General features: G+C 41.1%; 15 protein-coding genes, 1 tRNA gene and 1 riboswitch. Of the genes, 12 read left to right on the forward strand and 4 right to left on the reverse strand.

The genetic code is table 11. The annotated features are described in order from the left end of the window. The first annotated feature begins 118 nt into the window (after positions 1-118). The gene (locus ACQRBH_RS07485; protein ID WP_427741959.1) at positions 119-511 is read left to right on the forward strand and encodes a PepSY domain-containing protein; all 393 of its coding nucleotides are present in this window, start codon (positions 119-121) and stop codon (positions 509-511) included. A gap of 82 nt (positions 512-593) precedes the next feature. Here the strand turns inward: ACQRBH_RS07485 and ACQRBH_RS07490 are convergent, their stop codons facing one another. Then, on the reverse strand, positions 594-791 hold the full coding sequence (locus tag ACQRBH_RS07490) for a hypothetical protein (protein ID WP_427741958.1): 198 nt from the start codon (positions 789-791) through the stop codon (positions 594-596). After that, on the reverse strand, positions 784-2,004 hold the full coding sequence (gene coaBC, locus ACQRBH_RS07495; protein WP_427761280.1) for a bifunctional phosphopantothenoylcysteine decarboxylase/phosphopantothenate--cysteine ligase CoaBC: 1,221 nt from the start codon (positions 2,002-2,004) through the stop codon (positions 784-786). Before coaBC ends, ACQRBH_RS07490 begins: the two co-directional genes overlap by 8 nt. 197 nt (positions 2,005-2,201) lie before the next feature. On the opposite strand from coaBC, the gene ACQRBH_RS07500 reads away from it, so the two are divergent. Beyond that, positions 2,202-2,858, forward strand: coding sequence for an ECF transporter S component (locus ACQRBH_RS07500; protein ID WP_427761281.1), 657 nt, complete (start codon positions 2,202-2,204; stop codon positions 2,856-2,858). A gap of 160 nt (positions 2,859-3,018) precedes the next feature. Here ACQRBH_RS07500 and ACQRBH_RS07505 read toward each other — a convergent pair. Next, positions 3,019-3,089: transfer RNA gene (locus ACQRBH_RS07505), tRNA-Trp, on the reverse strand. Between the two features lie 496 nt (positions 3,090-3,585). Between ACQRBH_RS07505 and ACQRBH_RS07510 the strand changes: the two genes are divergently transcribed. The 8 genes from ACQRBH_RS07510 (at position 3,586) to ACQRBH_RS07545 (ending at position 13,554) form a co-directional block, all read left to right on the forward strand. Further along, the gene (locus ACQRBH_RS07510; RefSeq protein ID WP_427761282.1) at positions 3,586-4,353 is read left to right on the forward strand and encodes a ZIP family metal transporter; all 768 of its coding nucleotides are present in this window, start codon (positions 3,586-3,588) and stop codon (positions 4,351-4,353) included. A gap of 137 nt (positions 4,354-4,490) precedes the next feature. Further along, complete coding sequence (locus ACQRBH_RS07515; RefSeq protein ID WP_427761283.1) at positions 4,491-5,726, forward strand: dicarboxylate/amino acid:cation symporter; 1,236 nt, start codon at positions 4,491-4,493, stop codon at positions 5,724-5,726. Continuing rightward, entirely contained in the window at positions 5,710-6,153 is a 444-nt protein-coding gene (locus tag ACQRBH_RS07520) for a prepilin peptidase (protein ID WP_427741951.1), read from the forward strand. The genes ACQRBH_RS07515 and ACQRBH_RS07520 overlap by 17 nt, the downstream gene beginning before the upstream one ends. 76 nt (positions 6,154-6,229) lie before the next feature. Beyond that, positions 6,230-6,428: riboswitch (cobalamin riboswitch) on the forward strand. Positions 6,429-6,597: 169 nt separating this feature from the next. Next, on the forward strand, positions 6,598-9,102 hold the full coding sequence (locus ACQRBH_RS07525; RefSeq protein ID WP_427761284.1) for a hypothetical protein: 2,505 nt from the start codon (positions 6,598-6,600) through the stop codon (positions 9,100-9,102). Between the two features lie 54 nt (positions 9,103-9,156). Then, positions 9,157-10,365, forward strand: coding sequence for an ABC transporter substrate-binding protein (locus ACQRBH_RS07530; protein WP_427741949.1), 1,209 nt, complete (start codon positions 9,157-9,159; stop codon positions 10,363-10,365). Positions 10,366-10,406: 41 nt separating this feature from the next. After that, complete coding sequence (locus ACQRBH_RS07535; RefSeq protein WP_427741975.1) at positions 10,407-11,471, forward strand: FecCD family ABC transporter permease; 1,065 nt, start codon at positions 10,407-10,409, stop codon at positions 11,469-11,471. Between the two features lie 2 nt (positions 11,472-11,473). Continuing rightward, positions 11,474-12,577: an ABC transporter ATP-binding protein gene (locus ACQRBH_RS07540; protein ID WP_427761285.1), complete on the forward strand. Its 1,104-nt coding sequence runs from the start codon at positions 11,474-11,476 to the stop codon at positions 12,575-12,577. 110 nt (positions 12,578-12,687) lie between these two features. Further along, positions 12,688-13,554, forward strand: coding sequence for a DegV family protein (locus tag ACQRBH_RS07545; RefSeq protein WP_427761286.1), 867 nt, complete (start codon positions 12,688-12,690; stop codon positions 13,552-13,554). Positions 13,555-13,648: 94 nt separating this feature from the next. On the opposite strand, the gene ACQRBH_RS07550 is transcribed toward ACQRBH_RS07545, so the two are convergent. Then, positions 13,649-13,999, reverse strand: coding sequence for a hypothetical protein (locus ACQRBH_RS07550; RefSeq protein ID WP_235233773.1), 351 nt, complete (start codon positions 13,997-13,999; stop codon positions 13,649-13,651). Positions 14,000-14,128: 129 nt separating this feature from the next. Here ACQRBH_RS07550 and ACQRBH_RS07555 point away from each other — a divergent pair, with 129 nt between their 5' ends. Both ACQRBH_RS07555 and ACQRBH_RS07560 read left to right on the forward strand, forming a co-directional pair. Continuing rightward, on the forward strand, positions 14,129-14,434 hold the full coding sequence (locus ACQRBH_RS07555; RefSeq protein WP_427741945.1) for a metal-sensing transcriptional repressor: 306 nt from the start codon (positions 14,129-14,131) through the stop codon (positions 14,432-14,434). A 28-nt stretch (positions 14,435-14,462) separates the two neighbouring features. Further along, positions 14,463-16,982, forward strand: coding sequence for a heavy metal translocating P-type ATPase (locus ACQRBH_RS07560; RefSeq protein WP_427761287.1), 2,520 nt, complete (start codon positions 14,463-14,465; stop codon positions 16,980-16,982). Positions 16,983-17,072 lie beyond the last annotated feature (90 nt).

A 17,072-nucleotide genomic window follows, 5' to 3' on the forward strand; every position in this document is an offset into this window, starting at 1 on the left:
GTTTGACTGTCTTTTTTTTACCAGAATTTGTAAAAAATAAAATGTGTATTTTAGTCTTTCTTTCAATTTAAATGGATATACTAAATGCAAGAAAAAATGAAATCTTAGGAGGAAAGATATGCGAAAAAAATACATTACTTTATTAGTAGCTTTTATGATGTTTTTGACAATTGTTTTGAGTGGATGCACGAATGGAAATTCGAATACTGCTTCCAATACCGGAAAAGATGGAAATACTACGTCAACTAATACGCAACAGAATCAAAATAATAGCCAGAATAACGAACAAATACCTTCACAAGAACAAGTGACTGTCAGTGAAGAAGAAGCAATAAAACTTGTTCTTGAAAAAGTCCCTGGAGCAACAGAGCAAAATGTCAAAATCAAATTGGAATATGATGATGGATATTATAAATATGATGGTGATATTATATATGAGCAGAAAGAATATGATTTTGAGATAGATGCATATTCAGGAGAATTTCTGGAATGGAGCGAAGAAAAGCTATAATATCAGATGATAATTATGAAAATCCTGCCTATTATATGAAAGAAAATCTATATAGTAGACAGGATTTTTAATGTGATAATATTTAAAATTCCATTTCCACCAAATGTGCTACAGCAATCGGATCGTCTTCTGTAAATCCTTGTGCACAGGTCAAAATGAGTTTAATATAATCTATGGAAAGATCTAGCCGCTCAGCAATCTCAGCCATATTTTTTCCGCTTTCGTTGAGTTCAATTACGTGTGTTACATCTTGTTGAATCTGGGAAAAATCTTTATTCATGAGACGTATTCTCCTTTTTCAATCTTAATTCTAAAATGGCATCCAATAGTCGGAATGCAACATCATCTTTTCCCATAATAGGAAGCTCAGTCTCAGAGTTTTTAGTAATAAGAGTCACTATATTTGTATCGGTTTCAAAACCAGCACCTTTTATTTTTAAATTATTTGCTACAATCATGTCCAGATTTTTTTTTGCAAGTTTCTTTCTGGAATTTTCAAGCATGTTTTCTGTCTCCATAGAAAAGCCACATAAAAATTGGTTAGGAAGTTTATGTTCTCCGAGATACTTTAAGATGTCATCTGTTCGCTCTAATGGAATGGATAATTCTGCGTCTGCCTTTTTTACTTTTTCATTTGAGACTTGACTTGGGCGATAGTCTGCAACAGCTGCAGCTTTAATTATAATATCCATATCTTTGCTTCTGGAAGTAACGGCATCAAACATATCTTTTGCTGTGATAATTGGAACAACATGAACGAATTTAGGCGGTTCTAATGTCGTCTTTCCAGTTACGAGTGTGACATTGGCACCTCTTAACATACAAGCTTTGGCGATACTGTAACCCATTTTTCCAGAAGAATGGTTGGTGATATATCGAACCGGATCAATAGCTTCCTGAGTTGGGCCAGCAGTAACAAGAACTTTCAATCCTTCCATATCTTTTGGACAAGCACAATGACGAAGAATATGTTCATACAAATCTGACGGCTCTGGCATCTTTCCAGTTCCGGTGTCACCACATGCAAGATAACCACTGGCAGGGGTTACAATATCCATACCATAACGACGCAAAGTTTCGAGATTATCTTGAGTGATGGGATTCTCATACATGGCTGTATTCATAGCTGGTACTATGATTTTAGGACATTTACAGGCAAGAACGGTAGTGGTAAGCATATCATCGGCAAGACCATGTGCAAGCTTAGCGATAACATTGGCAGTTGCTGGTGCAACCATAACAACATCTGCTTTTTTGGCAAGCGCAACATGTTCTACGTTAAATTCAAAATTACGATCAAAAGTATCTGTTACACATTTATGGCCTGTTAAAGTCTCAAAGGTAATGGGATTTATGAAGTTCTTGGCATTTTCCGTCATAAGAACATGGACTTCTGCGCCAGACTTTACCAACAGACTGGTCAGAGATGCACTTTTATAAGCAGCAATTCCTCCAGTCACACCAAGAAGAATTGTTTTATTTTTCAATTGCATAGTAAATCCTCTCTTTATATTGATATAATACAAAATAACTATAGCGTGTTTCTGCTTATCTTGCAAGAATCAAAGAACTAAATTAACAGGATTGTATTCGATTTTATACTTGTTCTCAATAAATTCCGATGATATAATGACACAGTAATTGTATTGTATCCCGGCAGTCGGGAATGATAACAAGGAGGAATTGAATAATGAAAGAAAAGAAACATGACACTCGATGGATGGTCAGTGTCGCACTTATGGCAGCAATCGTCATTGTGTTAGCGAATACACCTTTAGGTATGATCCAACTGCCAATTATTAAGGCGACAACTGTACACATTCCTGTAATTATTGGAGCGGTTCTGTTAGGACCTTCTGCAGGAGCAATCTTAGGATTTGTTTTTGGTATGTGTTCAATGATTAGTAATACAATGGCACCTACACTCTTATCCTTTGCATTTTCGCCATTTATGAGCACAACAGGGATTCCAGGAGTAATGAAAGCAATCTGGATATCAGTAGGATGCCGTATTTTGATTGGAGTGGCTGCAGGATGGTTATGGATTTTACTAAGTAAACTAAAAGTAAATCAGGTAATTGCGCTTCCAATTGTAGGATTTGTAGGTTCTATGGTAAATACCATAACAGTTATGGGAAGCATTTATCTGCTATTTGCACAGCAGTATGCAGAAGCAAAAGATGTTGCTGTGACAGCTGTATGGGGACTCGTTATGGGAACTGTAACAGCATCAGGTATTCCAGAAGCAATTGCAGCAGCAGTTCTTGTATTGGCGCTTGGAAAGGTATTGATTCAAGTGTTCAAGAAGATGAATATTAACATAGTGAGCGCCCAGACTGCAAAATAAATTAGTTATGATAAATGAATAGAGATTAAGAATAAAACCAAAAGCCCCGAAAATCCGGGGCTTTTATTTTAAAATAAAGTAAAACAAAAATTTGATTGCATGGAAATTTTCTCGAAACCAAAAAGAAGTCTTGTAAATTCAAGACTTCTTTTTGATTAAGCAGGGGATGAGAGAATCGAACTCCCGCCAAAGGTTTTGGAGACCCCTATCATACCACTTGACCAATCCCCTATATTTCTCTGTCGCACTAGATATTTATACCATATAACATTGATGGTTGTCAATAGAAAAATTGAAAATAACACATTAAATTTTAACACCCTGGAGCGTGATCAGTTTTCCGAAGATAGAAGACTGTAAACCCAGCACAACGGGATTGGCGTATTCCAATTTTATTGGAGGGAGAAGAATCTCGCCCATTTCAGTTGGAATACTGCGATAATGCTTTTTGGATTTTAAAAATTCCGTTTTTTTCTTGTTAGCGAACCTCGCATAGATCTCTGTGATTCCCGCTCAGGAATGGCACATATAGACTTCGATAAAGATATCTGAAATGTCTTTTTTTCTCATATATTCTTTTAAAGGTTCTTCATAACGAAAATTCATGCAGCTTTCTCCTTTTTTATTGTATGGACTAGTTTTATTATAGTCTGAAATAGGATAGAATTCCAGATATATGAAGAACAATCTTTATTTAATTCCATATATTGACTAATGGGTGAGAAGAATGAATGGAATTATATGGACTTTTTTGGGGACTTTATTGACGTTTTCTATGACGACACTTGGTGCAGCAGGGGTGTTTTTTGTAAAAAAGGAGATTGGAGGAAGATTACAGAGTGGATTTCTGGGGTTCGCCGGCGGTGTGATGATTGCGGCTTCGGTATGGTCTTTGCTGTTGCCGGGAATCGAATACGCAGAAGAGAATGGACAGATTAGCTGGCTGGTCATTACCTGTGGTTTTTTGATAGGTGTATGGCTGTTGATTCTAGTGGATTACTTGATTCGAAAGTGGGAGAGTTTTCAGGTTAAAAGGAATACGGCGATGCTGGTGACGGCAATTACAGCGCACAATATCCCGGAAGGAATGGCGATTGGCATTGCATTTGCATTGGCAGCTCAAGATCTTCAGGATGCATCAAGGTTGTCAGGGGCCATTGCTTTAACGGTCGGTATTGCAATTCAGAATTTTCCAGAAGGGACTGCCGTTGCATTGCCACTAATTAACAATGGAATAAGTAAGAAAAAAGCCTTTTTTATTGGGAGCATGTCGGCGGTTGTGGAGCCAGTCTTTGGAGTTCTGGCAGCTGCAGCAGCAAATCTGGTGCAGGGAGGGATGCCATGGTTTCTGGCATTTGCAGCAGGAGCCATGATTTATGTCGTAGTACAGGAGCTGATACCGGAAGCATATATCGGAGAAGAAGAAAAATCAGGGACGTTGGGATTTATTGTGGGATTTCTTGTGATGATGATTCTGGATGTCGCGTTTGGATAAGGGAGTAAATTGTATAGTAAATATGCATAGAAAAACCAGAGTAAGTGAAAAAATAAACAATAATAGTAATAAAATCGGGGTTGTGATATACTAATTTAATATGAGAGTAATAAAAAAGATACTGATGAGGAGGACTTATGGAAAAGAAAAAGTTAAGTATGCCTGTGAAGACATTAATAGGATTAGCGCTTGGTGTCATAGCGGGATTGGCATTGCAGAATCATTCTGATTTTGCCAATACATATATCAGCCCATTTGGAACATTGTTCCTGAATTGCATCAAGATGATTGTTGTACCAATGGTATTTTCTTCAATTATCGTGGGCGTATGTGGAATCGGTGATGCAAAAAAGATTGGAAGAATCGGCGGAAAGACAGTGGTATATTTCTTATGTACAACTGCTTGTGCAGCAACACTTGGTATTATTGTGTCCAATATATTTAAGATTGGTCAGGGCTTTGAGATTACAGGAGAAGTTGCAGAGGTAACGATTCCGGAGAGTACGGGAGTTATCAATACCTTAGTTAATATTATTCCGTCAAATCCGATACAATCACTGGCAAATGGAGATATGCTCCAGATTATTGCGTTTGCCATTGTCATTGGCGGCGGAATTGTGATGATTGAAGATAAGGGTAAACCAATTTTCAAAGCATTCGATTCACTGGCTGAAGCAATGTATGCCATTACCGGAGTGATTATGAAGTTTACACCTGTTGCAGTATTTGCGTTGATTACACCGATTGTGGCAGAAAATGGGGCAGAAGTACTGCTTCCGTTGGTCAGTGTGGTTCTGGCAGTTTATGGTACTTGTATATTGCATGCAATCATTGTATATTCATCTTCTGTAAAATTATTTTCCGGTGTGGGACCAAAAGAATTCTTTCAAAAAGCAGCAGAAGCAATCGTATTTGCTTTTACTTCAGCAAGTAGTTCAGCGACATTGCCATATTCTATGAAATCAGCAGAACAGTTGGGTGTCACAGAAGAGGTGCGTTCTTTTGTGCTTCCGCTCGGTTCTACGATCAATATGGACGGAACTGCTATTTATCAGGGAATCTGTGCATTATTTATTGCAAATGTATATGGAATTCATCTGAGTCTGGTGCAGCAGATTACAATTGTGCTGACGTGTACATTTGCGTCTATAGGGGCGGCAGGAATCCCAGGGTCTGCAATGGTCATGCTTTCCATGGTTCTGCAGTCTGTCGGGCTTCCGCTGGAAGGTATCGGACTGGTGGCTGGAATCGACCGGATTACAGATATGGCTCCAACGGCTACGAACATTACTGGAGATATTGCATGTTCTGTTGTGATTCAGGCAACTGAGAACAAAAAACAGAAGGAGAGATCGGATGGTGAATGTCTGTAGAATATTATTCACGGCAGGATTCTTAAGTTTATTGGCAATGATAGCCTATAATGATTGGAAGACAATGAAGATTCCGAACAAATTAATCATAATAACTGGAGGGGTTGGTCTGGCATCAACCCCTTTTTTCACAGAAATCAGTCTGATGGAGAGAGGAATCGGTGCCTTCTGTATCAGCATACTGCTTCTCATTATTACGTGTATTGTTCCGGGAAGCTTCGGTGGCGGTGATATCAAACTCACGGCTGTCTGTGGATGGTATCTTGGATGGCGGTGTATGATGCTTGCATTCGTAATCGCGGTATTTAGCGCAGGAATCTATGCAGTATGGATTATGGTGAAAAAGAAAGCTGGATATAAAACATCATTTCCATTTGGGCCATTCTTATGCCTTGGTATGGCTACAGCTTATTTTTTGAGAATGTGAAAAAGGAAGGACTTTCTTTGGGAAATATTGTAATTGACTGATAAGTCTGCTACAATGAGGTAGTGATTGATAATATCAAATATATGGGGTTTTCAGTGCCAGACAGATGTTCATCTGTAGGGGTAAAAGGGAATCAGGTGCAAGTCCTGAGCGATCCGGTCACTGTAAGCAAGGAGTAAGGCTGTGATATGCCATTGCATATATTTTATATGTGAGAAGGTGCAGCCGAGCGTTGATATGCAAGCCAGGAAACCTGCTGAAAATGTTGGTGAATAGCTTCCGAAGAAAGTGTTTTCATGTAATAAAGTAAAAGTTGTGGGAAAATATTTTTCACAGCTCTTGAAGAATGTCTGCTTTCGGAATGATAGCAGGCTTTTTCTTTGCAATACCAACAAGGGGCCACTTCCCCAGAAGGCCGAAAATAATCAAAAGGAGAGGATTTAAGTGAAAAGTAACACGAAAAAATTTCTTACCCTTCTTCTGGCTGTGGCTATGGCAGTAACGCCTGTGACCTCGCTTCGAGCAGAAGAGCCGAATGTACAAGGACAGGAAAATGCAGAGAATGAACAGCAAGAAGAAGTGGTAGAAGGAGAAGAAGCTGGACAGGGAAATACTTCTGATATTCCGCAGAATGTAGAACCTTCGAAGACCGAAGAGAAAGTGGAGAATCCACAGACAATAGAGAATGAAACAGTACAGCTGGAGAATCAGCAAAATATTTCTGAAAATGAGGAAATTACCACAACTGAGATAATAAATCAAAGTCTATTAGGAGTACCAATGCTCTTGGAAGAGGATGAGGCTGATAATACTAGTATCCAGATTCCAACAGGAGATGTGGGAATAAAGGTATTAAAGGTTTCTGATAATGCAGAATATAAAATGTTTAAAATAGCAAATTCAGAAGCAGTTATTAGTGGGAATCAGATTAATATCAGCATGTATACAGCCAATGTAAGTTACAGTAAGATTTATCTTGGAAATGTTGAAGATGCAACGTTGGAAAAAGCAATAGACGGAATAGAAGTTAATCAAGACGGGAAATCAGGATGGGTATTTCATTTCTCCGTGTCAGTATCTGACGCAGGTAGCAATGTACCAATCGCTTTATATAATCCAGGTGAAGGAAAGGGATGGTATAAAACAACTCCTTTGGTACTTCAGATTCCAGCAGAAATACTTGGAGAAACAGAGCCGGATCCAATTCCAACACCAGGTGCTTTGGAGAATGGAAGATATATAATAAATGCAACTTGTACAGAGGGAATGTTTAGCATTGATAATTGCATACTCACAGTTGATAACGGTATGATGACGGCAGAATTGACTCTAAGCACTAAAAAAACAGGTTATGATTATTTGTTTGTTGGTTCAGGAGAAGATGCAGAAAAAGGTTCAGGATGGATAGGAGCTAGAAAGGAATATAAAGAGGGGGATACAACCTACCGTACATTTGATATTCCTGTTCTTGTTCTGGATAAGGAAATTTTAATTGCTGCACATTCAATCGCGAATGATGAGTGGTATGATCGTCATGTTACATTTTCTTCTGAAGGTGCGCAAAAAGTAACAGATTCAGATTCTGGGAATCATCCGTCTGGCAGCACAGGCAGCACTGGTAATTCAGGTTCCAGCGGCAGCACCGGTTCTTCCGGCAGTCAGAATAATAGCAATCCAGATTCCGAATCCAAGTATGAGTCTGACTTAAGCGGTTCGACTGGAAAAGTGAACAATACCACCAAGTTAAAAGACGGCGTCTATACACCAGACAGCTTCACATGGTCGGGTGGAACCGGACGTGTGAGCATTTCTTGTACAAAGATTACAATAACGAACGGTCAGGCATATGCGACAATCGTATTCAGCAGTCCGAACTACGGTTATGTAAAGGCTAACGGCAATAAATACTATGCTACAGTTGTGGGCGGAACTTCTGTTTTTACGATTCCGGTTGAGTTGAATAAAAATAACCAGATTATTGGTATGACAACGGCGATGTCAACGGCACATGAAGTTGCTTACAATATCTTTATATATCTTGTGGCAGCAGGAGAAGCAGACGGCAAAACAGTTCTTGGAAGCGGTATGGGAAGCAGCAAGAAACTGGACGAAGAGGCACCGGATATTCTTGGTTTAGAATACGAAGATGAAGTGACTTTGGATTATGCTGAGTACTTTAAGCTCTATAAATATGAACAGGGCATTACGCTTCTTGAGATTGATCTGGTATCAGGTACGGTAAGAGAAGATGCAGAGGACGAAGAGACAGAGAAAGATTCTAAGAAGAAGGTTGAGTCAGAAGACGAGACAGAGAATGTAGAAGATGATGATTCGGCAGAAACTTCGGAGGAAACGGCTTCGAATGTTCAGACACAGGAAGAGATTGTAGCAGAGCTTTATAAAGAAAATGTTGTGAAATATCTGATCGTCCCGGAAGGTGTAGAGATTCCGGCCGGACTTGATAAAGAAGTTGTTGTGATCCAACAGCCGGTTGATAAGACCTATGCGGCTTCCGATGATATTCTGGAACAGTTGGAACAGATGGATATGTTGGATCAGGTGGCAGCAGTTGCCTGTGAGGAAGATGACTGTAAGATTGATGCGATAGCAGATAAGATGGAGAAGGAAGAAATATCCTTTGCAGGTACATATGAGGAACCGGACTTTAAGAAATTAATCAGCAGTAAATGTAATCTTTCCCTTCTTCCGGCTGACATTCTTCCGCAGGAGGATGAGAAAGAAGACCTGACAGTAGAAGAACAGGAAGAGCGTTTCTTTGAACAGGCAGAGAAATATGCGCTTCTTGATATCCCGGTGGTTATAGATCGTTCTGCAGATGAAGAAGAAGAGCTGGCACAGAAGGAATGGGTAAAGATTTATGGAGCCATTTTCGGGTGTGAAGAGAAAGCAGAAGAGCTTTTTCATGCGGCTGTAGCAGCAAAAAAATAATACGGTAGAGACAGGGACGGCGTAACGGCCGTCTCTGTTAATGGAGATGGTGAAATGAAAAAAAACAGGAAGAAAATAATCAGTCTGCTTCTGGCTTTGCTGATGGTGATGGAAGGAATTATTGGATGTGCTTCTGAAAGTAAAGAGACACCTGATGATGCAGGGCAATCAGAAGAGACGATACAGACAGAGCAGAAAGAGGAAAGTAAAAAGGCTTTGGAGATTCCCGGGCTTACTTATGAACGGACACTGGAACTTGATTATGCAGAGGGCTTCGATGTATATTATTACAATGATGGCTATGAAGTGATTGAAGTTTATGATAGTGCAACGTATCTGCTTGTACCGGAAGATGGAGAAGTTCCGGAAGGAATAGATGAAGATATTGTTATATTACAGAAACCTTTGGATAAGATATATTTGGCGGCAACCTCCGCAATGGCTTTGTTTGATGCGATTGATGCATTGGGATCAATCAGACTCAGCGGAACAGATGTTTCGGGGTGGTATATTGATCATGCGGTCGCTGCAATGGAGGCAGGTGATATCCTGTTTGCAGGCAAATACAGTGAGCCGGATTATGAGCTTATGATTGACGAAGGATGTAATCTTGCGATTGAATCTACCATGATTCAGCATTCGCCAAAAGTAAAAGAGATGATTGAAGATCTTGGCATCCCGGTATTTGTTGACCGCTCCAGCTATGAGATACATCCTCTTGGAAGAACAGAATGGATCAAGTTGTATGGGGCGATGGTAGATAAAGATGATGAAGCAGAAGCCTTTTTTGAAGAACAGACAAAGGTCATTGAAGAATTAAAGGATTTTAAGAATACAGAAAAAACGGTAGCATTTTTCTATGTGAAGTCGGATGGCTCTGTTGTTGTACGTAAAACGGAAGATTATATTCCGACGATGATAGAGATTGCCGGCGGACGTTATATTTTTGATGATCTGGAAAATACAGAGAATAACAGTGCGGCTGTGAATCTTACGATGGAAGAATTTTACGCGACTGCTGTAGATGCGGATTATCTGATCTATAATTCATCGATTGACAGTCCGATTGCGAGCATCGATGATCTGTTGGCAAAAAGTGAATTATTTGCAGATTTTAAGGCGGTCAAGGATGAAAATGTGTGGTGTACCGGAAAGTATCTGTATCAGGCAACCGATATCGTTGGGAATCTGATTATGGATATTCATCTGATGCTGACGGATCAGGGCGAGGATGGTATGACATTCTTATATAAAGTGCAATAAGCATAGAAGACGGATATATGAAAGAATTTGGTGAGGAAATGATGCAGAAGAAGGTTAGTACTGCACAGGAAACGAGCAGCTTTCACAGTGAGAATTTTAGAAGACGGACCAGATATACGATGGTTTTCATTGTGCTGGCAGTAGCATTTTGCGTAATTACAGTATTGAATATCAATACAGGGAATGTAAGAATCTCTGTACCAACGATTCTCGATATACTATTCCAGCATGGCGGAAATGATGTGGAATATAGTATCATCTGGAAGATCAGGCTGCCAAGAATCCTGATGGCGGCCATATTAGGCGGGGCGCTGTCTTTGTCAGGATTTTTACTGCAGACATTTTTTGCGAATCCGATTGCCGGACCATATGTGCTGGGAATCTCTTCCGGGGCAAAGATGGTTGTTGCGCTGACGATGATCATATTTTTGGAATATATGGGATCATTTTCTTCCTATACTTTGATTTTTGCGGCGTTCATCGGATCGCTGATTTCCACGGGATTTATCCTTATGCTGTCAAGGAAGATCCACCATATGGCATCTCTGTTGGTGGGAGGTATTATGATTGGTTATATCTGTTCTGCGGTGACGGATTTTGTTGTAACTTTTGCGGAAGATTCGGATATTGTGAATCTTCATGGCTGGTCTCAGGGAAGTTTTTCAGGTATGAGCTGGAGTAATGTAAAGGTTGCAACGATTGTCGTTGGCATCACACTGGTATTTACTTTCTTTTTGTCAAAGCCGATTGGTGCGTATCAGCTGGGAGAGGCTTATGCGCAGAGTATGGGAGTGAATATCAAGGTGTTCCGTGTGGTGCTGATTCTTCTTTCCAGTGTGTTTTCTGCATGCGTCACAGCATTTGCCGGGCCAATCTCTTTTGTAGGAATCGCGGTTCCTTATCTGGTTAGAAAATCTTTGAATACGTCCAGACCGCTTGTGGTGATTCCGGCGACGTTTCTGGGAGGGGCGGTGTTCTGTATGTTGTGTGATCTGATTGCACGTATGGCATTTGCACCAATGGAACTGAATATCAGCACGGTAACCTCTGTACTGGGGGCTCCGATTGTAATTCTTATGATGTTGAAGCGGGAGAAAGGAAGATAGATATGGCTGATTATTATTTTCAAATGCAGAATATGACGGTCGGCTATAATGGAAAGCCGCTGATCCATGATATTAATATTGGAATAGATCAGGGAGAGATCGTGACACTGATCGGGCCGAACGGTTCTGGAAAATCGACGATTCTTAAGAGTATTACACGCCAGCTGAAATTGATCGGCGGGAAAGTTTTTTTTGATAACAGTTTCCTCCAGGCATTATCATATAAGGAATTATCCACTCGTATGGCCGTAGTGCTGACGGAACGTATGAAGCCGGAACTTATGACGTGCCATGATATTGTTGCGACCGGCCGGTATCCATATACGGGCAGACTTGGTATCCTGACCAGAGAGGACGAAGAAAAGGTAGATAAAGCGATGGAAGCTGTCCATGCCCAGGAATTGGGAGGCCGTGATTTCAATGCGATCAGTGATGGACAGCGTCAGAGAATCCTTCTGGCACGCGCTATCTGTCAGGAACCGGATATTATTATATTGGATGAGCCGACTTCATTTTTAGATGTACGCCATAAGCTGGAGCTTCTTGCGATTCTTCGCAGAATGGCGAAAGAGAATGGAATTACAGTGATCATGTCTTTGCATGAGATTGATCTGGCCCAGAAGATATCGGATAAGATCATATGCGTGAAGGGTGAGACAATCTCCCATTATGGAATTCCTGAAGAAGTATTTCAGGAAGATATCATCCGGGAATTGTATGAGATAGACAACGGTTTCTTTGACCCGACGCTAGGAAGTATTGAATTGCCGCGTCCGACAGGAGAAGTGGAAGTGTTTGTAATCTCTGGATGTGGAAGAGGAATCCCGGTTTATCGTCAGCTTCAAAAAGAGAATACACCTTTTATAGCGGGAATCCTGTATACGAACGATATGGATTATCAGCTTGCAAGATTACTGGCATCACAGGTCATTGTAGAAAAGCCGTTTTATGAGATCTCTGACGAGAGCTACGAAGAGGCGGTTCAGACAATGAGAAAGTGTAAGAGGGTCATAAATGCGGGAATAGAGATTGGACCATGCAACCGACGGCTCGAGGAGCTGGTTCATGAGGCAGAGCGTATGGGAAAACTTTTTAAGAATTTCTGAATATTTATGAATTTCAAAATAAATATGTTGTGGATTGTTCTGTAAGATGATACAATTGGGACGAAATAAGTGTTACATATCACGAGCTTTTGTAACAATTGGAGGTTATTATGAACGATTACATCATTTGTATGGATGCATCCGGTGATATTATTGCAGATATTGCCAGAGAACACAATGTTGCATTTGTCCCGATGGAATATTCTCTGGGAGACGAAATGCGTACTTCTCATGGCTGCGAAGAGGAAGAAGTATTGAAGAAGTTCTATGATGGTCAGCGTAATGGTGATCTGACAAAGACATCACAGATTTCTCCTTTTATGTATGAGGAGTATTTTAAGCAATATCTGGAGGCGGGGAAATCCATACTGTATTTCTGCCTGTCAAGCGGACTTTCCTCAACATTTAACAGTTCAAAGCTTGCTGCTGAGAATTTAAAGGAAAAATATCCTGAACAGGAGGTACTTCCTGTTGATACTTTGGCAGCAACTGGCGGAATCGGGATTTTGGTTGAAAGAGCCATAGAAAATCAGAAAAATGGAATGGACATCCATGAAAACTATAATGCCATAACGGCGATTGTTCCCAAGCTGCGGCATTATTTTATGGTACAGGATCTTATGTACCTGAAGAGAGGCGGACGTGTCAGCGCGGCAACTGCAATCGTCGGATCTGCACTGAATATTAAACCGATGTTAGAAATTGATAAGAATGGAAAACTGATTACGGTAGATAAAAAACGGGGGAATAAAGCTGCAATGACTTCGCTGTATAAGTTCTTTGCCGAAAATTTCGACCAAGAATCAGGGAATACTGTCTACATCTGTGATGCTGATACGCCGGAGCTTGCAAAAGAACTGGAACAAAGAGTCAGGGAATCTTGTCCGGGTGTTGAGGTAAGACGTACGATGCTGTCACCAATTATCGGGGCCCACACAGGTCCGGGAATGTTATCCATGATTCTTGTAGGAAAATAAATCATAGGGAAAAGAATATTACATATTATAAAAAAGATGCTCGATGGAATCCTTTCAGGATTCGTCGGAGCATCTTTTTACTTTGATATCTGAATTATAATTTGCCGCAGTATTTCAGACAGTCTTCTTCAAAATTCTGCATCTGAGTATCCAAAGAGGCGAAAGAGGCATCAGATAGATTCTCTGTAACTGTCTGCATATCTTTTTCAATCTTTTCTGGATTATAGGGAATCTCTAGAGCAAAATCGCTGAATGCACGAATCTTCTGGAAATACATATTTGTCTCCGGCTCTTCGTGATTGCTTCGGCACATCTGATACATAGAAACACAGTCGGTTGCCTCTATATCTGTACATTTTTTGCAGATCCATTTCCCAAGATAATAATAAGTGCCATTGATATCATAGATAAATCCGGGGTATTTTAATAAACGTTCTGATAACATAGGAATCCCTCCATTTCTTACTCTTTAACAGTAACAAATCTGTCCTCAAAAAGCAAGAAAACAAAAGAATTTGTTGCAATATACCCAATAGGGGTATATAATGATGGATGTAAAGGAGATGAATGTAATATGGAGGAACAAAAGCAATGTTGCTCTCACAGAACTAAAGAGAGATCAGATAAAGAGTATAAAGACCTGATTCATCGGTTAAATCGTGTCGAGGGACAGGTCCGTGGTATAAAAAGAATGGTTGAGGAAGATGCTTATTGTACGGACATTTTAATACAGGTATCCGCAGTCAATGCTGCACTGAACAGTTTTAATAAAGTGCTGCTTGCCAATCATATCCGGACCTGTGTTGCGGAAGATATCATTGCAGGTAAGGAGGAGACAATCGATGAACTTGTAGCTACCTTACAGAAACTAATGAAGTAATACGAAGTAATTAAAGGAGACCAAGGAAATGAAACAGTATACTGTGACAGGAATGAGTTGTGCGGCTTGTAGTGCGCGTGTTGAAAAGGCGGTTTCGCAAGTCCCTGGGGTAACTTCCTGTTCGGTCAGCCTGTTGACCAATTCAATGGGAGTGGAGGGGACTGCCTTGCCGGCTGCTGTCATCGCTGCTGTGGAAGAAGCCGGGTATGGAGCTTCTGAAAAAGGAGCAGGCGGATCAAAGGAACAGTCTTCATCAGGCATGGCGGATGAGGAACTTCTCATAGACAAGGAAACCCCGATATTAAAGAAGCGATTGATCGCATCATTATGTTTTCTGATTCCTCTAATGTATGTTTCCATGGGACATATGATGTGGAACTGGCCGCTTCCGGCTTTTATGGAAGGAAATCATGTGGCGATGGGGTTGATTCAACTCCTGCTTACAACTACGATTATGATTATCAATCAGAAGTTTTTTATCAGCGGATTTCGAAGTCTGTGGCATAAAGCGCCGAATATGGACACACTGGTAGCGTTAGGAGCAAGCGCTTCTTACATCTACAGTACCTATGCATTATTTGCCATGACAGATGCCCAGATGCGAATGGACATGGAGGTTGTCATGTCTTATATGCATGAATTTTATTTTGAATCGGCAGCAATGATATTGACATTAATTACTGTGGGAAAGATGCTGGAGGCCCATTCCAAAGGGAAGACGACGGATGCTCTTAGGAGTCTGATGAAGCTGGCGCCAAAGACAGCAGTGGTAATCCGGGAAGGAATCGAACAGAGTGTGGCGATTGAGCAGGTGAGGAAAGGGGATCTCTTTGTAGTCCGGCCGGGAGAAAATATTCCGGTGGATGGAATTGTCATAGAAGGAAGCAGTGCGGTCAACGAGTCGGCTTTGACAGGAGAGAGTATTCCGGTGGATAAATCGTCTGGCGATTCGGTATCAGCCGCTACATTGAATCAGTCTGGATTCTTAAAATGTGAGGCTTCGAGGGTTGGAGAGGATACTACTTTATCGCAGATCATCCAGATGGTCAGTGATGCTGCGGCTACAAAGGCCCCGATTGCCAAAGTGGCGGACAGAGTATCGGGTGTGTTTGTTCCGGCAGTTATTTCAATTGCTGTTGTTACCATTGTGATCTGGTTATTTGCCGGACAGAGTGTTGGGTTTGCACTGGCAAGAGGGATTTCTGTTCTGGTCATCAGCTGTCCATGTGCATTGGGGCTTGCGACACCAGTTGCAATCATGGTCGGAAATGGAATGGGTGCCAGAAATGGGATTATGTTTAAGACGGCAGTTTCACTGGAGGAGACTGGAAAGATGCAGATTGTGGCCTTGGATAAGACCGGAACTATTACCAGTGGAGAGCCGAAAGTTACGGACATTATTCCAGTAGACATATTAGAAGAAGATCTGCTTCGAATGGCATATGCATTAGAAAGAAAAAGTGAACATCCTCTGGCAAAAGCTATTCTTGCGTTGGCAGAAGAAAAGCATCTTACAGAGAAAGAAGTTACAGAATTTCAGGCGGTGCCGGGAAATGGGCTGTCAGGAAAATTGGGAGAGGATGTATTGTGTGGCGGTAATCTGGAGTATGTTTGTGCAAATGGAACGATACCGGAAGAGTTACAGCATCAGGCAGAGGCGTTGTCACAAGAAGGAAAGACGCCTTTGTTCTTCAGTCAAAATGGTCGGCTTGTGGGAATCATTGCGGTAGCTGATGTAATCAAGGAAGACAGCCCTCAGGCAGTAAAAGAATTACAGAACATGGGGATTCATGTAGTTATGCTGACGGGAGATAACGAAAGGACTGCACAGGCGATTGGAAAGCAGGCTGGTGTGGATGAAGTGATTGCCGGTGTCCTTCCGAAAGGAAAAGAAAGCGTGATACGCAAGCTGAAGAAAAAAGGCAAGGTTGCTATGGTCGGTGATGGAATCAACGATGCACCTGCACTGACACGGGCGGATATCGGAATTGCCATTGGGGCAGGAACGGATATAGCCATTGATGCTGCAGATGTAGTATTGATGAAGAGCAGGTTAAGTGATGTGCCGGCAGCAATCCGTTTAAGCAGGGCAACTCTTCACAATATTCATGAGAATCTGTTCTGGGCATTTTTCTACAATGTGATTGGGATTCCGCTGGCAGCCGGTGTGTGGTATCCGCTGTTCGGATTAAAATTGAATCCAATGTTCGGCGCAGCAGCAATGAGTCTGTCGAGTTTCTGTGTGGTGACCAATGCACTGCGGCTGAATTGGTTTGATATGCATGATGCAAAAAAAGATAAAAAAAGAAAATCAAAAAAGAGACAGGAGGAAATTATAATGAAAAAGACAATGAAAATCGAAGGAATGATGTGTGGACACTGTGAGGCAAGAGTAAAGAAGTGTCTGGAGGCTCTGCCTGAGGTGGCTGAAGCAGCAGTAAGTCATGAAGCAGGGACGGCTGTGGTAACATTAAATGCCGAACTGGCCGATGATGTGTTAAAGAAGACGGTAGAAGACCAGGATTATAAAGTTCTGGGAATTGAATAAGCATCAGAGCAGTAGATTACAGACAGGGCAGGATTCCAGCTTTTGGATATCCTGCCCTTAATTGTGCGTTCAATTTGTCCGTGCTTATTA

It is taken from the genome of Bariatricus sp. SGI.161, from assembly GCF_050313695.1.
Classification (GTDB): domain Bacteria; phylum Bacillota; class Clostridia; order Lachnospirales; family Lachnospiraceae; genus JAFBIX01.